Origin of the sequence: Burkholderia sp. Ac-20353 (assembly GCF_017104785.1) — a bacterium.
Lineage (GTDB): Bacteria > Pseudomonadota > Gammaproteobacteria > Burkholderiales > Burkholderiaceae > Burkholderia.
This window is the reverse complement of record NZ_JAAGPL010000091.1, coordinates 14,112-32,397: the sequence shown is the minus strand read 5'-3', so window position 1 is coordinate 32,397 and position 18,286 is coordinate 14,112. Positions and strand designations below refer to the sequence as shown.

Sequence of the window (18,286 nt, the reverse complement as noted above, 5' to 3'; positions counted from 1 at the left end):
CGTCGCGGCCGGCGAGCCGCTCGACGAGGTGTGCTGGAACTTCCTCGCGCTCGACGACGCGGCGCGCTGCTTCCTGCTCGACGCGCAGGGCCGGCAGGCGGGCCGCAACGTCGTGCTGCGCGCCGATCGCGCGACGCGCGAGACGCGCTTTCTGCCGCTCGCGGATGCGCAGGGCGCGAACTGGCTGCGGCGGCCATACTTCCACACGGCGATCGGCGAGCCGGGGCGCGTGCAGGTGACGCGGCCGTACCTGTCGATCAACGAGGCGCAACCTTGTGTGACATTGTCTGTTGCCGTTCGCGTCGGCGACGCGCTGCGCGTGCTGTGCGGCGATATCGACTGGATCGACGACGAAGCGGACGCCGTGTAAGCGGACGTCGTGATCCGCGATGCCGCGGCAACCCGACGCCAAGCGTCGGGTAAACGAAAAAAAGCCGGGACATGTCCCGGCTTTCCTCATGACGCCGCAGCGCCGCGCTTACGCGTCCGTGCCGAGCGCGTCCGGCTGGCTCGCGCGAATCCCGAGGCGCTCGAACAGCGCACGGTCGCGCTGCGACTGCGGGTTGCTGGTCGTCAGCAGCTGGTCGCCATAGAACATCGAGTTCGCGCCCGCGAGGAAGCACATCGCCTGCAACCCGTCGTCGAGCTGCTCGCGGCCGGCCGACAGCCGCACCACGGCCTTCGGCATCGTGATCCGCGCAACGGCGATCGTGCGGACGAACTCGAACGGATCAAGCGCCGCGGTGCCTTCGAGCGGCGTGCCCTCGATCGCGACCAGGTTGTTGATCGGCACCGAATCCGGATACGGGTTCAGGTTCGCGAGCTGCGTGATCAGCCCCGCGCGCTCGCGGCGCGATTCGCCCATCCCGATGATCCCGCCGCAGCACACGTTGATGCCCGCGTCGCGCACGCGGTCGAGCGTGTCGAGGCGATCCTGGTAGGTGCGCGTCGAGATGATCTGGCCGTAGAACTCCGGCGACGTATCGAGGTTGTGGTTGTAGTAGTCGAGACCCGCGTCGGCGAGCTCCTTCGCCTGTTCGTCCTCGAGCATGCCGAGCGTCATGCAGGTCTCGAGCCCCATTTCCTTCACGCCGCGCACCATCTCCGTCAGCGCCGGCATATGGCGCTCCTTCGGGTTGCGCCACGCGGCGCCCATGCAGAAGCGGCTCGCGCCGCTCGCCTTCGCGGCGCGCGCGGCGTCGAGCACCGCGTCGACATCCATCAGCTTCTCGGCCTTCAGCCCCGTGTCGTGATGCGACGACTGCGAGCAGTAGCCGCAATCCTCTTCGCAGCCACCCGTCTTGATCGACAGCAGCGTCGACAGCTGCACCGCGTTCGCGTCGAAGTGCTCGCGGTGCACCTGCTGCGCGCGGTACATCAGGTCATTGAACGGCAGCTCGAACAGTGCGACGACGTCGGCGACGCGCCAGCGCTGGGCGGCCGGCGCGGCCACGGGGATTGCATCGGATTGCACGGCGGCGGTCTGGGCTTGGGTCATATCGTTCTTCCTGGATGCGGGGAGTAGGGTGGATCAACGCTGCGCGGTGCGCAGCGTGTCGACGAGCGCGGCGACGTCGAGCATCGCCGCGGCGGATTCGGGGGCAGCCGGGCTCAGGTGCGGAATGCGGCCGAGCAACGGCGCGCGGTGTTCGCGGGCGAACCAGTCGCGGATCGTCGCGACGTTCTCGTCAGGGAACGACATCGCCGGATCGACGTGGTTCGCGACCCAGCCCGCGAGCGTGAGGCCGCGCGCGGCGATCGCGTCGGCGGTGAGCAGTGCGTGGCTGATGCAGCCGAGCCGCACGCCGACGACGAGCACGACCGGCACGCCGAGCGCGACCGCGAGGTCGGCCATGTCGTGGGTGTCGGAAAGCGGCACGCGGAAACCGCCGGCGCCTTCGACGACGACGATGTCCGCGCGCGTCATCGCTTCGCGATGGCACGCGACGATCGTGTCGATGTCGAGCGTCACGCCTTCCTGCGCGGCGGCGAGGTGCGGCGCGGCGGGCGCCTTCAGCAGGAACGGTGTGCGCAGCTCGGGCGGCAGCACGACGTTCGCGGCCGCGTCGAGCTGGTCGGCGTCCTCGTTGCGCCACACGCCGTCCTGTTCATAGGCGCCGGCCGCGACCGGCTTCAGCGCGGCCGCGCGCAGGCCCTGCCGCGCGAAGCCGTGCAGCAGCGCGGCGGACACGAAGGTCTTGCCGATCTCGGTATCGGTGCCGGTGACGAACAGCGACAGCGGGACGCTCATGCGGCCTCCCGCCGGGCTGCGTCGACGGAGGCCGGCGCCACCTCGCTCGCCTCGCTCGCGTCGCTCGCGTCGATCAGCGCCGCTTCGAGCCGCGCGAGATCATCGAACGAATGCGCGGCCGACAGCGAGATGCGCAGCCGCGACGTGCCAACCGGCACCGTCGGCGGCCGGATTGCCGGCACCCACAGGCCGTGCGCGTCGAGCGCACTCATCGCGGCGAGCGTCGCGTCGTTGCTGCCGATCACGAGCGGCTGCACGGCCGTATGCGAATCGACCGGCTGCCAGCGCGTATTGCGCAGCAGTGCGCGGGTGCGCTCGATCAGCGCGGCGAGGTGCGCGCGGCGCGCATCGCCTTCGTCGCTGGCGATCACCTTCAGGCTTGCCGACACCGCATGCGCGACCGCGGGCGGCGCGGCCGTCGTGAAGATGTAGCTGCGCGCGCGCTGGATCATCCATTCGATCACCGTCTCGTGCGCGACGACGAATGCACCCGCGACGCCGGCCGCCTTGCCGAGCGTGCCGACATAGACGAGGTTCGGCGAGCGCAGCGCGGCGGCCGCGAGCGCGCCGCGCCCCTGGGGCCCGAGCACGCCGAAGCCGTGCGCATCGTCGACGACGAGCCAGGCGCGGTGGCGCTCGGCCAGCGCGACGAGTTCGGCGAGCGGCGCTAGGTCGCCGTCCATGCTGAACACGGTGTCGCTGACGATCAGCTTCGTTGGCGCGTCAGACGCTTCGAGCAGCGCGGCGAGCGCGGCCGTGTCCGCGTGCGGATAGACCTGCACGTTCGCGCGCGACAGCCGGATGCCGTCGATCAGCGAGGCATGGTTCAGCGCGTCGGAGAAGATTGTCGCGTCCTTGCCCGTCAGCGCGGTCATCGCGGCGAGGTTCGCCATGTAGCCGGTACTGAAGTACAGCGCGCGCGGCGCGTCGGAGAAGCCGCCGCAGAAGTCGGCGAGCTCGTCCTCGAGACGCGCGTGCGCGCGCGAATGGCCGCCGAGCAGGTGCGAGCCGCCGCTGCCGGAGCCGTAGCGCTGCGCGCCGTCGCCGAACGCGGCGACGAGTGCCGGATGCGCGGCGAGCCCGAGGTAGTCGTTGCTTGCGAAGCCGACGATCTCGCGGCCGTCGACGGTCATGTGCGCACTGCACGCGCTATCCGCGGTGCGGCGCACGCGGCGCAGGCCTTGCGCGTCGAGTTCGGCGAGGCCGCGTTGCAGGGTGTCGAGCAGGGTCATCAGGCGATCTCCGCGAGGGTGGCGTCGAGCGTGTCGCGCGTGCGCTGCGCGAGCCATGCGATTTCGTCGTCGCTCATCACGTACGGCGGCATCAGGTAGACGGTCGTGCCGATCGGGCGCAGCAGCAGCTCGCGCTCGAGCGCGCGTTCGAAGAAGCGCCGCGAGAAGCCGCGTGCGGCATCGCCGTCGAGCGCGACGTCGAATGCGAACAGCGTGCCGCGCTCGCGCAGGTGGCGCACCTGAGGATGCGCGGCGAGCGGCGCGAGCGCGTTGCGCAGCACGGCGGAGTTGCGTGCATTGCGCGCGAGCACGTCGTCGCGCGCGAACAGGTCGAGCGTCGCGAGCGCCGCGCGGCACGCGAGCGGGTTGCCCGTGTACGAATGCGAGTGCAGGAAGCCGCGTGTCGTGTCGTCGTCGTAGAACGCCGCGAAGATGTCGTCGCGCGACAGCACCAGCGACAGCGGCAGGTAGCCGCCGCTGATGCCCTTCGACAGGCACAGGAAATCGGGCCATACGCCAGCCTGCTCACACGCGAAGAACGTGCCGGTGCGGCCGCAGCCGACCGCGATTTCGTCGGCGATCAGGTGCACGCCGAATTCGTCGCACAGCGCGCGCAGCCCGCGCACGTACGACGGATCGTGCATCGCCATGCCGGCCGCGCACTGCACGAGCGGCTCGACGATCAGCGCGGCGATCTTGCCGTTGCGCTCGACGAACAGGCGTCGCACGTCGGCGAGCGCGCGGCCCGCGACATCGGCGGCCGTCTCGCCCGGCTGCGCGAGCCGCGCGTCGGGTGACGCGACGACGTGCGCGTGGCGGATCAGCGGGTCGTATGCATCCTTGAACAGTGCGACGTCGGTCACGCCGAGCGCGCCGATCGTCTCGCCGTGATAGCCGTTCGCGACGCAGACGAATTCGCACTTGTCCGCGTGGCCGCGGTTGCGCCACGCGTGGAAGCTCATCTTCAGCGCGATCTCGACCGCCGACGCGCCGTCCGATGCAAAGAACGCGTGGCCGAGCGTGTGCTGCGTGAGCGCGGTGAGCCGTTCGGCGAGCTCGATCGCGGGGGCGTGCGTGCAGCCGGCGAGCATCGCGTGTTCGAGCGTGTCGAGCTGGTCCTTCAGCGCGGCGTTGATGTCCGGGTTTGCATGGCCGAACAGGTTGACCCACCACGAGCTGATCGCGTCGAAATAGCGGCGGCCGTCGCGGTCGTACAGCCACACGCCCGCGCCGCGCGCGACGGGGATGAGCGGCAGCCGCTCGTGGTGCTTCATCTGGGTGCAGGGGTGCCAGACCGCGCGCAGGCTGCGCGCGACCCAGTCGTCGGTCGCTTGCGTACTCAAATCGGCTCCGGTGAGAAACAGAGGGCGCGCGGCATCGTGCGGGATGCGTCGCGGCCGGCATCGAATGACGGCCATGCAGGCCGTCATGGCGGCATGCAAAACATGCAAAACATGAGAACGCGCTGAGATTAGCGTGTTCCGCGGCTTCCTGCACTAGCGGTTACAAACGCCGCAAAGCCTTGGCTGGCGGGAGTTTGACGCAGTTCGAAGCGGCTCGGAACGGTACGATCCAGATGTCCATAAATGCATGCAGATGACGACGTTCGAGTGACACCCCCCAACAGAAAAAAATCAGGGTTGGGTGGCGCGGGATGGGCAGGAAAAACGGGGAACGAAGGGGCGCCTGCGATTGAGATGCCGCGTTGCTTGCTGCGTTGGCGATGTTTCGGAGGCGCGACACGCTCGCGGCTCAGGGCAGTGCTTTGCGAAGTTCCGCCGAGGACACGTCGTCGATGCTGACGAGGATGTTGAAGACCATGCGCTTGAAGAGTTCCCGGTTATCGGCGCGGATGTGATCGATGTGCACGTGCTGCCGGATCGCGTGGGCGACGTCCTGGTAGCTCTTCGCCATCGATTCCATTTCCGGGCAGCCAACCAGCGTCAATGCACTGGCAAAGGGAATCCTGCGCTCCGTCGCACCGGCCTTCGGCGGCAGGTACAACGCGTTGTCGCCGGGCAGCGTCTCGAACTCCGGGTGCGTCCAATACCGGTCGAATCGGCGGATCAGCATCACCTGGCGGGTACCCAGGTCGACCATGCTGATGCTCGTAAAAACGAGCCTTATATCCTTTGTGCGTGATTTTACGAGCATGACACCGGAAAACGCTCGTATCGACGAAGGCCGCGCAGACTGCCTCGCCGTCACACGGCACCCGTCAGCGGGACGCAGTCAGCGAGAAGCCGACGAAACGGGATCGGGGGCGTCGGTGCGAGTTGTCGGTGGCGTGCCGTGGCCGGCATCCTTTGGCGCGAAGCACGCCTGCAGGCGGCGTCGGCCAGCCAATGGCGCGTTGCATCGTCGCGCAACCGCGAGATACAGGCAAATACGGGCGCCCGAACCGGACTATCGGAAAGGATCGATCAAGAGTGACGCGATCAGCGCGCCGCGAGCGAACGTGCGGCCGGCGTATCGTCGTCGTGTTCGCCGTTGTCCGCGGTCTGCGACGCATGCGCATTCCACACGACGCGATCGTTGACCGCATACAGCCGGCATGCGCCCGCACCCTGCTTCGCGCAGTTGTCGAGCGCGAGCGCCATCGGATCGTCGCCGCCTTCGGCCCACGACCACGCGCCTTCGTCCGACACCGCGAACGCGCGGCTCGGATGCTGGTTCAGGAAGCGGCGATAGCCTTCGCGGCCGGCCTCGTCGACGAACGGCACCGCGTCGACCGCGTCGATCGACGCAAAGCCCGACGCCTTCGGCTCGCGCGGGTTCGCGACCGCATAGCGCACCGCGGTCGGCAGGTTCAGATCGGCGAGGAACGCATGGACGGCCGGCCACCAGACGGGCACGCCGTCGCGATCCACGATCAGCCGGTGCGCGTCGTCCTTGTAGCGGCCGAAGTCGACGAACTGCACGTGCGTGCCGTGCGACGCGTACGCGTCGTGCATCTGCGCGACGAGCGCCGGCGTCCACACCGAATCGTTGTCGCCGTAGAGCCACAGCGACGGCACCGCGCTATGCGCGCCGTACTGGTCGAACGCGTCGACGAGATTGCGCTGCCAGCCGTCGCAGAGGTCCTGGCGCAGCCCGCCGGAGAAATTGATGATGCCGCGTACGCCGGATGCCGCCTCGGTGCCGTAAGCGATCGACGCGAGCCCGCCGTGCGACGTGCCGGCGACGACGATGTGCGACGCGTCGATATACGGCTGGTGCGCCATGTAGCGGACCGTCGCGCCGACGTCGGCCGCCTGCGCGAGACCGTTTTTCTCGACGTTGCAGCCTTCCTGCTGGTAGGTGCCGCCGGAGCCCGCGAAGCCCTGACGGTTCGGCGCGATCACCGCATAGCCGCGGCGCACGAATTCGCGCGCGAACGCGATCGGGCGGCTGCGCGGCTGCTGGTGGAGATCACCGGGATTCTTGCCGTGGTTGAACACGACGAGCGGGAACGGGCCGGGGCCGTCCGGCTTGAACAGCGTGGCCTCGAGCGTCACCGTGCCCGACGCGTCGGCCGGGATGTGGATGACCTGCTCGTTCAGGTTCGCGGCGACCTGCGGAAGGCCCGACCCGCTGTAATCGAAGCGTTCGGCGCGGGCGAGCGGCCCGCCCGGGGTACCGGCGTTCGGCAACGTATCGGCCAGAGCGGCCGACAGCGTACAAGCCGCCATCCATCCCACCAATACCTTGCTGAACGCCATTCGTAAGCCCTGCCATGCAACTGACCAAACTGAGGCTCATCGTAGCCTGACAATTTTGGGTTGTGCAATGCAGGAATTACCCGGCGTATGACACAGCAACTATTTGTCAACGCTCGCTTACATCGCCGTCAACATAGCGCCAGAAACCGTGCTCGTCACGCTCGAAACGGCTCGTTTCGTGGAGCCGGTACGCGCGCCCGCCAACCTTGTAGCGGGCCACGAATTCGACCTCCGCGTGGCGTTCGTCGAGCGGCGCGTGGCGTTTCACCGCGAGGCCGAGCCAGCGCGGCGCATCGGGCGCCGTGGGGTCGGCATCCAGATCGGCCGGGCAGGTGCGCGCGTCCCACGTCGCGCGCAGGTAGTCGGTCGCGCCGAGCACGTACGCGCTGTACCGCGAACGCATCAACTCGAGCGCGGTCGGCGCGATCTCGCCGCCGTCGATGAAACGGCCGCAGCACGCGGCATAGCGGGGCGCCGGCGCGCGGCCGGCGGGGGCGGGCGACGCGCCGCCGCACGGGCACGCGTCAGGTCGGGTAGGAATCATGCGAAACGTGAATTAACGACGGGTTGTTGTTACCAGGTCAGCTCGATGCCGTCGTACTGGAAGAAGCGGCCGTTCGCGAGCGCGACGTCCGCGCCGGCTTCGGCGATCACGCGGCGCATGCCGGTGACGCTCGTTTCCGGATCGATCGCGGCCTGCGCGCCGCCCATGTCGGTGCGCACCCAGCCCGGATGCAGCGAGATGCAGGCCGCGTGGCGGGTCTGCAGCGACGCGATGCGCAGCACGTCGTTCAGCGCGGCCTTGCTCGCGCGATAGAGCCAGCCGGTCGTGCCGGTCGCCTCGCCGATGCTGCCCATCCGGCTCGACACGACCGCGAGCACGCCGCGCGCGTCCTCGACGAGCGGCAGCAGGATCGGCAGCAGCTGCATCGGCCCGCGCACGTTGGTGTGCATCACCGCGTCGAACTCCTCGGTGGTGATCGTTTCGACCCCTTCGGTGCGCGGCCCGTAGACGCCCGACACGACGACGGCCGCATCGAGCCGCTCGCCGTCGAGCTTCCAGCCGAGCGCGGCGATCTGCTCGGGCTGCGCGATGTCGAGCGCATGCGCGTGCGCGCCGAGGTCGCGCAGCGCCGCGAGCGACGCGTCGTCGCGTGCGGTGGCGATCACGTTCCAGCCGTCGCGCCGGTATTGCCGGACGAACTCGCGGCCGAGGCCGCGCGACGCGCCGACGATCAATACGGTTTTCATGCTCGCCACTCCTTCGTAGTCCGTGGGGTCAGGGTGTCAGATCAGCTCGATGCCCATCGCAGTCGCCTCGCCGCCGCCGATGCACAGGCTAGCGACGCCGCGCCGGCCGCCGCGCGCGCGCAGCGCGCCGATCAGCGTGACGACGATGCGCGCGCCGGACGCGCCGATCGGGTGGCCGAGCGCGCACGCGCCGCCGTTCACGTTCACCCTGTCGTGCGGCAGGTCGAATTCGGTCATCGCCGCCATCGTGACGACCGCGAACGCCTCGTTGATCTCGTACAGGTCGACGTCGGCCGCGCGCCAGCCGTTCTTGCCGAACAGGCAGCGGATCGCGCCGATCGGTGCGGTCGTGAACTTCGCGGGCGCCTGCGCGAACGTCGCATGGCCGACGACGCGTGCGAGCGGCTTAATGCCGAGCCGCGCGGCGGTGGACGCGCGCATCATCACGAGCGCGGCCGCGCCGTCGGAGATCGACGACGCATTCGCGGCGGTCACGGTGCCGGTCTTGCCGAACGCGGGCTTCAGCGCCGGGATCTTCGACGGATCGGCCCGGAACGGCTGCTCGTCGCGCGCGACGACCGTGTCGCCCCTTTTGCCGGCCACCGTCACCGGCGCGATTTCCCAGCGGAACGAGCCATCCTCGTTCGCACGTTTCGCGCGCGCGAGCGACTCGATCGCGAACGCGTCCTGCGCTTCGCGTGTGAACCCGTATTCGCCCGCGCATTCGTCGGCGAACGTGCCCATCAGCCGGCCCTTGTCGTACGCGTCTTCGAGGCCGTCCAGGAACATGTGGTCGAGCACCTGGCCGTGGCCCATGCGCAGCCCCGCGCGCGCCTTCGGCAGCAGGTAGGGCGCGTTCGTCATGCTTTCCATCCCGCCCGCGACGATCACGTCGGCCGAGCCCGCGACGAGCATGTCGTGCGCGAACATCGCCGCGCGCATTCCGGAGCCGCACATCTTGTTGACCGTCGTGCAGCCCGTCGCGAGCGGCAGGCCCGCGCCGAGCGCTGCCTGGCGCGCGGGCGCCTGGCCCTGGCCGGCGGGCAGCACGCAGCCCATCACCACTTCGTCGGCCTGCTCCGGCCCGAGGCCGGCGCGCGCGAGCGCCGCACCGATCGCGACACTGCCGAGCTGCGGTGCGGCGAGCGACGCGAAGTCGCCCTGGAACCCGCCGATCGGCGTGCGTGCCGCCGCCGCGATGACGATCGGATCGTCGTGATCAACAGCTGTCATGGTGTGTCTCCTGTAGCGCGCTGGCGCTGGCTCGAGTCCCATGCATTGCGCGCGACCGGCGTCGGCGCATCAGCGCTTACTCCGGCCCTGCACAGGGCTTCAGCGTATCCGCGACGGCCTGCGCGACTTCGGTGAGCTGCGCCGCATCGGCCGCGACCATGTCGTTGCCGCGTGCGTGGTCGCCGCGCGCGCTCAGCGCGGCCACCGCGCGCCGGTAGGTGTCGTCGAGCGCGTCGGCGTTCGACACGGCCATCCCGAGATCGCGCATGCGACCGTCGTGCACGCCGTACACGAGCGCGTGCACGGTGAGCTGCTGGCCGCGCGCCCACGCGTCGTTGACGATCGTCGTGCGACACACGTTGACCACCTGCTCGATCGCGTTCAGCTCGATCAGGCGGCGGTAGCGCGCCTCGCCGACCGGCCATTCGTCGAGCAGCGCCGCGTGCCGTGTGCGCACGTCCTGCACGTGGTGCAGCCAGTTGTCCGCGAGGCCGACGCGGCGGTTGTGCAGCGCCGCGTTCACGCCCGAGCAGCCGTAGTGGCCAACGACCATGATGTGCTTCACGCGCAGGATGTCGACCGCGAACTGGATTACCGACAGGCAGTTGAGGTCGGTGTGCACGACGACGTTGGCGATATTACGGTGCACGAACACTTCGCCCGGCGGCAGGCCGATGATCTGGTTCGCCGGCACGCGCGAATCCGAGCAGCCGATCCAAAGGTATTCCGGCGCCTGCTGGTCGGCGAGACGCGAGAAGTATTGCGGATCGTCGGCGAGCTTGCGCTTGACCCAGGCGTCGTTGTTGTCGAACAGGTGTGAGAGCGGATGGTCGTTGGTGTTCATCGGTGTGGCATTCCGTGTGCGGAAATCGGGTCGGTTCGGGACGCGGGTTCAGGCGGCGCGCTGCGCGCCGCCTTCGTTGTCGTCCGTCGCGTCGAAGTGTGCGGGATAGCGTACGCGGAAGCGCAGCGACGCGTCGTACGGATAGAAATCGGGCAGCTCGCCCTGCAGCAGCTTGTCCTTGCTCGCCTGCCACAGCGCAGGCTCGAAGAAATCCGCGTGATGCTTCAAGAATACGCCGCGCACGCGCGGATCGCCGAGCAGGAACGGCCCGTAGGTTTCGGGGAAGATGTCGTGCGGGCCGATCGAATACCACGGCTCGCCGGACAGTTCGTCCTCTTCGTTGCGGGGCGCCGGCACGTGGCGCACGTTGCAGTCGGTCAGGTACTCGATCTCGTCGTAGTCGTAGAACACGACGCGGCCATGGCGCGTGACGCCGAAGTTCTTGTACAGCATGTCGCCGGGGAAGATGTTCGCCTTCATCAGCTCCTTCACCGCGTTGCCGTACTCCTTCACGCCATGCTCGATCTCCGCGTCGCTGCCGTTCTGCAGGTACAGGTTGAGCGGGGTCATCCGGCGCTCGATGTACATGTGCTTGATCACGAGACTGTCGTCCTCGTATTCGAGCAGCGACGGCACCTCCCGCTCCAGTTCGCGCACGAGCGCGTGATCGAGCCGCGCGAGCGGCAGCGCGACGCTCGAATACTCGAGCGTGTCGGCCATGCGCCCGAGGCGGTCGTGGCGCTTCACGAGCTGGTACTTCTCCATGATCTGCGCGCGCGTCGTCTCCTTCGGCGGCGGGAAATGGTCGCGGATGATCTTGAATACGTACGGGAACGACGGCAGCGTGAACACGAGCATCACGAGGCCCTTGATCCCCGGCGCGATGATGAAGCGGTCGCTCGAATGCGACAGGTGATGCAGCAGGTCGCGGTAGAACAGGTTCTTGCCCTGCTTCTGCAGGCCGACCGACGTGTAGATCTCGGCCTTCGGCTTGCCGGGCATGATCGTGCACAGGAAGTCGACGTACGCGGACGGCACGTTCATGTCGACGAGGAAGTACGAATGCGAGAAGCTGAACACGATCTCGAGCTGGCGGCGGCGCAGCAGCACCGTGTCGAGCGCGAGCAGGCCCGCGCGCACGTGGCGGATCGGCAGCGCGAACGGCAGCACGCGGTCCGCGTTGATGATGCGGCCGATCACGTACGCGGTCTTGTTGCGAAAGAACAGCGACGACAGCACGTGGATCTGGAAATTCACCGCTTCGTCGAAGCGGCCGAATTCGTCGTGGATGGCCTGCATCACGCAGGCGATGTCGCGCGTGAGATCCTCGAACGGCGGCTCGAGCTGGAAGTTCGTGACGATCCGCTCGAGCGTGACCGCGAGCCCGTCGGTGCCCGGATAGTACGCGCGATAGGTCGGCTTGGCCGCAGGCTCGTCGTTCTCGAGATACTCGGTCGAGATCGCCGGGCGCACGAAGATGAAATCGTTGCTGAAGTACGAGCGGTGCAGGATCTTGCAGCACACCGAGTTGAAGAACGTCTCCGCGCACTCGGGCTGGCGGTGCGACGTCAGGAGACCGATGTAGTGCAGCTTGATCTGCTGCCACACCTCGTCGTCGATGTTCTCCGCGTCGTATTCGTCTTCCAGCATCTCGACGCATTCCTGCACGCGATCGTCATAGGACGTGATCCGTTCGCGCGCGAGCCGCTGCAGCCCGTGCCAGTCGGCGTGCTCGAACAGCGTCTTCGCTTCGATCGCCGCTTCGCGGAAGATCCGGTAGTGGCGATCGAAGTTCTCGAGCATGGACTGCGCGACATCGAAGCCGATCTGCGACGACAGCAGTTTGGGGAAGTGATTCATTGCGTGCAGGCTCGCTCAAAAGGGCTGGAACCAGTCGCCATTCTAGCGCCCAAGTCGGCGCTTACAGCGCATCCGCCGCTGCTGCGCAGTCGATTGCCAGACGGCACGATGCACGTCGTTGTGCGCCGTTCGGTGCATCTTCGCGTAAAGATGCGGGTACGGAACCGATTCTGACGCGAACTTTATTTGCCGCGCAAGCGGCGCGGATCACGGGTTGCGCGATTGAGCGATAGAATCGTCGGAACGCCCGCGTTGGCCCTGTCGCCCGGCCGTGCACAGGCCCGCACGCACTCCGCACGCATAAACACGAGACACCCCACCGATGAACGCACTGGAACACCAACTCGACTACCCCTTCGCCGATACGCTGCCCGCCGCGGGCGACACGTTCGAGGTCGCGCCCGGCGTGCGCTGGCTGCGCATGCCGCTGCCGTTCTCGCTCGACCACATCAATCTCTGGTTGCTGCGCGACGAGATCGACGGGCAGGCGGGCTGGACGATCGTCGACTGCGGGATCGCATCGGACGCGATCCGTGAGCACTGGGAACGGATCTTCGACACGCACCTCGACGGGCTGCCGGTGCTGCGCGTGATCGTCACGCATTGCCATCCCGATCACTTCGGGCTCGCGAACTGGCTGTGCGAGGGCGGCGACAAGTCGCGCTGGAATGCGCGACTGTGGATGACGCTCGGCGAATACATGTTCGGCTGCCTGATGGCCGCGGGCAACGGCTCGAACGCCGGCGGCGGCGCCGCGGCCGATCACTTCGCGCGCCACGGCCTGGCCGATCCGGCGTCGCTCGACAAGCTGCGCAACCGCCGCAGCTACTACTCGGATCTCGTGCCGGCCGTGCCGCCGCGCTATCGCCGGCTGCGCGAAGGCGACGCGGTGACGATCGGTGCGCGCACGTGGCGCGTCGTCACCGGTTTTGGTCATTCGCCTGAACATTGCGCGCTGCACAGCGACGCCGACGGCGTGCTGATCTCCGGCGACATGGTGCTGCCGCGCATCTCGACGAACGTGTCGGTGTTCGATCTCGAGCCGGAGGCGAACCCGCTCGCGCTGTACCTGCAGTCGCTCGGCCGCTACGAGACGATGGCCGCCGACACGCTCGTGTTGCCGTCGCACGGCAAGCCGTTCCGTGGCGTGCACACGCGCATCGCGCAGCTGCGTGCGCACCACGACGCGCGCCTCGACGAAGTGAGCGTCGCCTGCGCGGAACAGCCGATGAGCGCGGCCGACATCGTGCCGATCATGTTCCGCCGCCGCGAGCTCGATATCCACCAGATGACGTTCGCGCTCGGCGAGGCGATTGCGCACCTGAATCTGCTGTGGCTCGCGGGGGAACTCGTGCGCGAGCAGGGCGAGGACGGCGTGCTGCGGTTCAGCATCGCGCGCTGACTGCGCGCCATCACCTTCACGCGACGGGCTCGTAGCGCCACCCGTCGCGATTCCACCGCATCGTGTGCGTCGGTTGGAGTGCCGCGAGAAACGCGGTGTCGTGCGACGCGACCACGAGCGCGCCGGGAAAGCCGGCCAGCGCCGCTTCCACCGCCTGCACCGATTCGAGGTCGAGGTGATTGGTCGGCTCGTCGAGCAGCAGCAGTTGCGCAGGCGTGCCGCGCCATAGCGCGGACGCCAGCGCGGCCTTCAGCCGTTCGCCGCCGCTCAGTTGTGCGACCGGCTGCGTCGCGCGCGTTGCATCGAGCTGCAGCAGCGCGAGGCGGCTGCGCAGTTCGCCTTCGGCGAGCGGCGTATCGAGCAGCCCGAGCTGCTCGACGATCGAGCGGTCCGGATCAAGCAGCGCGAGCCGCTGGTCGAGATACGCGGCGCTCACGTGCGTCGTGCATGCGCCGGCGCGCGGTGCAAGCTCGCCCGCAAGCATCCTCAGCAACGTCGATTTCCCGCAGCCGTTCGGACCGGTCAGCGCAATGCGCACGGGCCCGCTCGCCGACCACGTGATCGCGTCCGCCGCTCCCGCCACGCGCCACGGCAGTTGCGCGTTGTCGAGCGTGAACAGCTGGCGGCGCGCGCTGACCTCGGTGCCCGGCAGCGACACGAGCACCGGCGGGGCGGCATCGACGCGCGCGGCCGCCTGCTGCACGCGCTCGTCGAGCGTCGTCTTGGTGTCGTGCTGGCGCCGCCGCACCTGACCCATGATGTGGCGCGCCGCACCCTTGCGCGACTCGCGCGCCATCGACGACAGATTGGCCGTTTTCGCGTAGTCAAGCGAGCCGGCCGCGTGGCGCTGGATCGTGTCGTGTTCGTCTTCGAGCCGGCGCCTGACACGCCCGCGCTCGGTGCGCGCATGATCGAGCGCGGCCTGCGCGGCCTCTTGTTCCGCGTCGTGCTGCGCGCGGTAGAGCGCGTAGTTGCCGCCGTACGAGCGCACGCGTTGCGGTGTCAGTTCGACGATCCGCCCGACGTCGGCGAGCAGCGCGCGGTCGTGACTGACGACGACGAGCCCGCCGCGCCAGCCGTCGAGCGCCGCGCGCAGCCATGCGCGACCGGGCGCATCGAGATGATTGGTCGGCTCGTCGAGCACGAGCAGGCCCGCATCCGACAGCAGCGCGCCGATCAGCGCGACGCGTGCGAGCTGTCCGCCGCTCAGCGCATGCGCGGGCGTTGCGGGCTGCACGTCGTGCAGGCCCGCCGCGTCGAGCGCCGTGCGCAACCGTTCGGCGAGATCCCAGCGTTCGCCGATCAGGTCGAAGTCGTCCGGTTCCGCGCGGCCGTCCGCGAGGCGCGCAAGCGCCGCGAGCGGCGCGTCGAGCGCGGCGATGTCCGCGACGGTCCGCGTGTTGGCGGGCGTGTCGTCGTCGTCGTGCCGCTGCGCGACGTAGACAACCGGCGTGTGCCGGTCGATCGTCCCCGAAGCGGGCGCGCGGCGCCCCGCAATCAGTTGCGCGAGCAAGCTTTTGCCGACACCGTTGCGGCCGACGATACCGGTGGGCGTGCGGTCGATGGCAAGGTCGAGCGAATCGAACAGCGTGACGCCGTCGTCGAAGCGGAAGGAAACGTGATGAAGCGCGACGAGCGCGCCGGTGGGCGTGGCTGCAGCCATAAGCACCTCCGAAAATGCGTGAAAAACTTCGCGCGGCGTGCGTGACGCGGCGGCGAAAACATTTTGGGAAGGCTTAGTTGTTCACTTTGGCTGGAGTCCGGTATGAGGAATGAGCGCGCAGTGTAGCAAGTGCCGCGCGCGATTTGCAAGCGACGGGCCGTCACGCCCGTCGCTTGCGCGCCACGGTCGGGCGCGCGTTACTGCACCGACACCGTCGCGAAATTCTGGCGTCCGAACGGACTTACGCGATAGCCGCTGACGTTCGCGCGCGTGAGCGCCGCCGCCGTCGGATAGCCGAGCGGAATCCACAGCGCCTGGTCGTGGATGAGCTTCTGCGCGGCTTCGTACAGCTTCGTGCGCTTGCCCTGATCGGCGGTTTCCTTGCCGTCGGCGATCAGCTTGTCGAGCTGCGGATCGCAGTAGCGCGCGAAGTTGATGCCGGACTTCACCGCGTTGCAGCTGAACTGCGGCGTCAGGTAGTTGTCCGGATCGCCGTTGTCGCCGGCCCAGCCCATGAACAGGATGTCATGCTGGCCGAGCTTTGCCTGCTTGATCAGCTCGCCCCATTCGATCACCTTGAGTTCGGCCTTCACGCCGATCTTCGCGAGATCGGCCTGCAGCAGTTCCGCGCCGGCTTTCGGGTTCGGGTTCAGCACGCTGCCCGTCGGGCGCACCCAGATCGTCGTCGAGAAGCCGTTCGGGAAACCCGCCGCGGCAAGCAGCTGCTTCGCCTTCGCCGGATCGTACGCATACGGCGCGACGTCCTTCGCGTAGCTCCACGTGTTCGGCGGATACGGGTTGTTCGCGGGCGTCGCGGTGTTGTCGAACACGACCTTCAGGTAGCTCGCGCGGTCGAACGCGAGATTCAGCGCCTGGCGCACCTTGTCGTTGTCGAGCGGCTTCTTCTGCGTGTTCAGCGCGACGAACGCGGTCATGAACGCGGGCGTCTGCACGACCTTCAGCGCGCTCTCGCCCTTCGCGGCGAGCACGTCCTGCGGCTTCGGCGACAACGCGATCTGGCATTCGCCGGCCTTCACCTTCTGCAGGCGCACCGACGGGTCGGGCGTGATCGCGTAGATCAGCCGGTCGACCTTCGGCTTCGCGCCCCAATAGGTCGGGTTCACGTCGTAGCGGATCAGCGCGTCCTTCGTGTAGCTCTTCAGCACGAACGGGCCGGTGCCGACCGGTTTCGCGTTCAGGTCCGCCTGCTTGCCGGCCTTCAGCAACTGGTCCGCGTATTCGGCCGAGTAGATCGACGCGAAGCCCATCGTCAGGATCGGCACGAACGTCGCGTTCGGCTCGTTCAGCACGAACTTCACGGTGTCGTCGTCGACCTTCGTGACCGATTTCACGAGCTTGATCAGGCCCATCGACTGCGCATGCGGAAAGCCGCTCGCGCCGGCGATCTTGTGCCACGGATTCGCGTCGTCGAGCATCCGTTCGAACGTGAACACGACGTCGTCGGCGTTCAGCGGGCGAGTCGGCTTGAAATAGTCGGTGGTCTGGAACGCGACGTTCGGGCGCAGGTGGAACGTATAGGTGAGGCCGTCGGCGCTCGCGTCCCATTTGTCCGCGAGCGAGGGCACGACTTTCTTCGCGGCTTCGTCGTACGACACCAGCGTGTTGAAGATCACGTCGGCCGACGCGTTGGTCGTGACGAGCGAGTTGTACTGCACGACGTCGAAACCGTCCGGGCTCGATTCCGTGCAGACGGTGAGCGGCTTGGCGGCGACGAGGACGGGGGCCGCGGCCAGTGCGACCGCGGCGAACAGCTTGAAGTGCATAGGATCTCCGACGTGGCTTGTGCTTTTTGCTTGATGACGGGAGGCGGATGCGCGGCCGGGAATTCGGTCCGGTCCGGCACAGCTGACGAACAGCATACCGTCAAAGCGCGCGCCGCGTGGAAAAAGGCGCCGGAACGCTGCGCGTTGAGCGGAAAACGGCTGCGATGACGACGGAACGGGCGTTTGAGCGCTGGAGAGGGGGAGGCGCAAGCGCGCCAGCAGCGCCGAAGCAGCCCCGTCCGGCCGCGCAGACACGCGCCCGGACCGGCCGCTCAGTGCGCGCTCGCCTTCGGCTTGCGCGGCGCCTTTTCGAACAGGCGGTCGTAGAGCCAGCGCGGCATCACGTGCAGCACCTTCGCGACGACGCCCATCTGCCACGGAATCACGCGGTACGCGCGCTGCTGCGCGATCGTCTGGGCCGCGCGTGCGGCGAAGCGGTCGGCGTCCATCAGGAACGGCATCCGGTACGGATTGTGCGCGGTCATCGGCGTGCGGATATAGCCGGGCGCGATCGTCACGACGCCGACCCCGGTGGGACGCAGCTCGACGCGCAGCGCCTCGAGATACTTGACCGCAGCCGACTTCGACGCGCTGTACGCGCCGGAGCCCGGCAGGCCGCGCACGCCGGCGACGCTCGCGACGCCGACGAGCGTGCCGCGCCGCGCGGCCGTCATCGGGCCAACGAACGGCTCGAACGTCGCGACCATCCCGAAGTAGTTGACGTCCATCACGTTGCGGAACGTCGTGAGGTCGCCCTGGCCCGTCACCGCGCCCTGGCTGATGCCTGCGTTCGCGATGACGACGTCCGGGCAGCCGTGCGCGGCGATGAACGCCGCGGCAGCGCCCGCGAGTGCGTCGGGGTCGCGCACGTCGGCCGGGTAGACCGTGATGGACAGCGCGGGGAAGCGTCGCGCGAACGCGTCGAGTGCATCGGTGCGCCGCGCGACGAGCGCGAGGGTTGCGCCCTGGCGCGCGTACTCCTCGGCCAGCGCGAGGCCGAGGCCGCTCGACGCGCCGGTGATGAAGACCTTCAGCGGCTGAGTCATGCCGGCGCGGTAGTGGGCC

General features: G+C 68.3%; 15 protein-coding genes and 1 pseudogene. 2 read left to right on the top strand and 14 right to left on the bottom strand.

The genetic code is table 11. The features are described from left to right. Nucleotides 1-370: pseudogene (locus G3N94_RS24090) on the top strand (EAL domain-containing protein); the annotation flags it as partial. 108 nt (nucleotides 371-478) lie between these two features. On the opposite strand, the gene bioB reads toward G3N94_RS24090, so the two are convergent. The 11 genes from bioB to aceK form a co-directional block, all read right to left on the bottom strand. Then, nucleotides 479-1,498, bottom strand: coding sequence for a biotin synthase BioB (gene bioB, locus G3N94_RS24085; RefSeq protein ID WP_205795070.1), 1,020 nt, complete (start codon nucleotides 1,496-1,498; stop codon nucleotides 479-481). A gap of 33 nt (nucleotides 1,499-1,531) precedes the next feature. Continuing rightward, a complete protein-coding gene (bioD, locus tag G3N94_RS24080) occupies nucleotides 1,532-2,251 on the bottom strand; it encodes a dethiobiotin synthase (protein WP_205795069.1) in 720 nt (239 codons plus the stop codon). Further along, nucleotides 2,248-3,483, bottom strand: coding sequence for an 8-amino-7-oxononanoate synthase (gene bioF, locus G3N94_RS24075; protein WP_205795068.1), 1,236 nt, complete (start codon nucleotides 3,481-3,483; stop codon nucleotides 2,248-2,250). Before bioF ends, bioD begins: the two co-directional genes overlap by 4 nt. Further along, nucleotides 3,483-4,826, bottom strand: a complete 1,344-nt coding sequence (gene bioA, locus G3N94_RS24070) for an adenosylmethionine--8-amino-7-oxononanoate transaminase (RefSeq protein ID WP_205795067.1) — start codon at nucleotides 4,824-4,826, stop codon at nucleotides 3,483-3,485. The genes bioF and bioA overlap by 1 nt, the downstream gene beginning before the upstream one ends. 409 nt (nucleotides 4,827-5,235) lie before the next feature. Then, the gene (locus G3N94_RS24065) at nucleotides 5,236-5,637 is read right to left on the bottom strand and encodes a HipA domain-containing protein (RefSeq protein ID WP_277398567.1); all 402 of its coding nucleotides are present in this window, start codon (nucleotides 5,635-5,637) and stop codon (nucleotides 5,236-5,238) included. 284 nt (nucleotides 5,638-5,921) lie between these two features. Continuing rightward, entirely contained in the window at nucleotides 5,922-7,184 is a 1,263-nt protein-coding gene (locus G3N94_RS24060; RefSeq protein ID WP_205795065.1) for a prolyl oligopeptidase family serine peptidase, read from the bottom strand. Nucleotides 7,185-7,290: 106 nt separating this feature from the next. Beyond that, nucleotides 7,291-7,728, bottom strand: a complete 438-nt coding sequence (locus tag G3N94_RS24055) for a YchJ family protein (RefSeq protein WP_205795064.1) — start codon at nucleotides 7,726-7,728, stop codon at nucleotides 7,291-7,293. Between the two features lie 29 nt (nucleotides 7,729-7,757). Continuing rightward, the gene (locus tag G3N94_RS24050; protein ID WP_205795063.1) at nucleotides 7,758-8,435 is read right to left on the bottom strand and encodes an SDR family oxidoreductase; all 678 of its coding nucleotides are present in this window, start codon (nucleotides 8,433-8,435) and stop codon (nucleotides 7,758-7,760) included. 36 nt (nucleotides 8,436-8,471) lie between these two features. Next, a complete protein-coding gene (locus G3N94_RS24045; RefSeq protein WP_205795062.1) occupies nucleotides 8,472-9,668 on the bottom strand; it encodes an acetyl-CoA C-acetyltransferase in 1,197 nt (398 codons plus the stop codon). Between the two features lie 76 nt (nucleotides 9,669-9,744). Continuing rightward, complete coding sequence (can, locus tag G3N94_RS24040) at nucleotides 9,745-10,512, bottom strand: carbonate dehydratase (protein WP_205795061.1); 768 nt, start codon at nucleotides 10,510-10,512, stop codon at nucleotides 9,745-9,747. A gap of 48 nt (nucleotides 10,513-10,560) precedes the next feature. Next, nucleotides 10,561-12,372 carry a bifunctional isocitrate dehydrogenase kinase/phosphatase gene (gene aceK, locus G3N94_RS24035; RefSeq protein ID WP_205795060.1) on the bottom strand — a complete coding sequence of 604 codons (1,812 nt, stop codon included), beginning with the start codon at nucleotides 12,370-12,372 and terminating at the stop codon, nucleotides 10,561-10,563. Between the two features lie 322 nt (nucleotides 12,373-12,694). Here aceK and G3N94_RS24030 point away from each other — a divergent pair, with 322 nt between their 5' ends. Beyond that, complete coding sequence (locus G3N94_RS24030) at nucleotides 12,695-13,774, top strand: MBL fold metallo-hydrolase (RefSeq protein ID WP_205795059.1); 1,080 nt, start codon at nucleotides 12,695-12,697, stop codon at nucleotides 13,772-13,774. A gap of 16 nt (nucleotides 13,775-13,790) precedes the next feature. On the opposite strand, the gene G3N94_RS24025 is transcribed toward G3N94_RS24030, so the two are convergent. The 3 genes from G3N94_RS24025 to G3N94_RS24015 all read right to left on the bottom strand — a co-directional run bounded on the left by G3N94_RS24025 (nucleotide 13,791) and on the right by G3N94_RS24015 (nucleotide 18,267). Beyond that, nucleotides 13,791-15,437: an ATP-binding cassette domain-containing protein gene (locus tag G3N94_RS24025; protein ID WP_205795058.1), complete on the bottom strand. Its 1,647-nt coding sequence runs from the start codon at nucleotides 15,435-15,437 to the stop codon at nucleotides 13,791-13,793. 197 nt (nucleotides 15,438-15,634) lie between these two features. Then, complete coding sequence (locus G3N94_RS24020) at nucleotides 15,635-17,221, bottom strand: ABC transporter substrate-binding protein (protein WP_205795057.1); 1,587 nt, start codon at nucleotides 17,219-17,221, stop codon at nucleotides 15,635-15,637. 272 nt (nucleotides 17,222-17,493) lie between these two features. Beyond that, entirely contained in the window at nucleotides 17,494-18,267 is a 774-nt protein-coding gene (locus G3N94_RS24015; RefSeq protein ID WP_205795056.1) for an SDR family oxidoreductase, read from the bottom strand. Nucleotides 18,268-18,286: the final 19 nt, after the last annotated feature.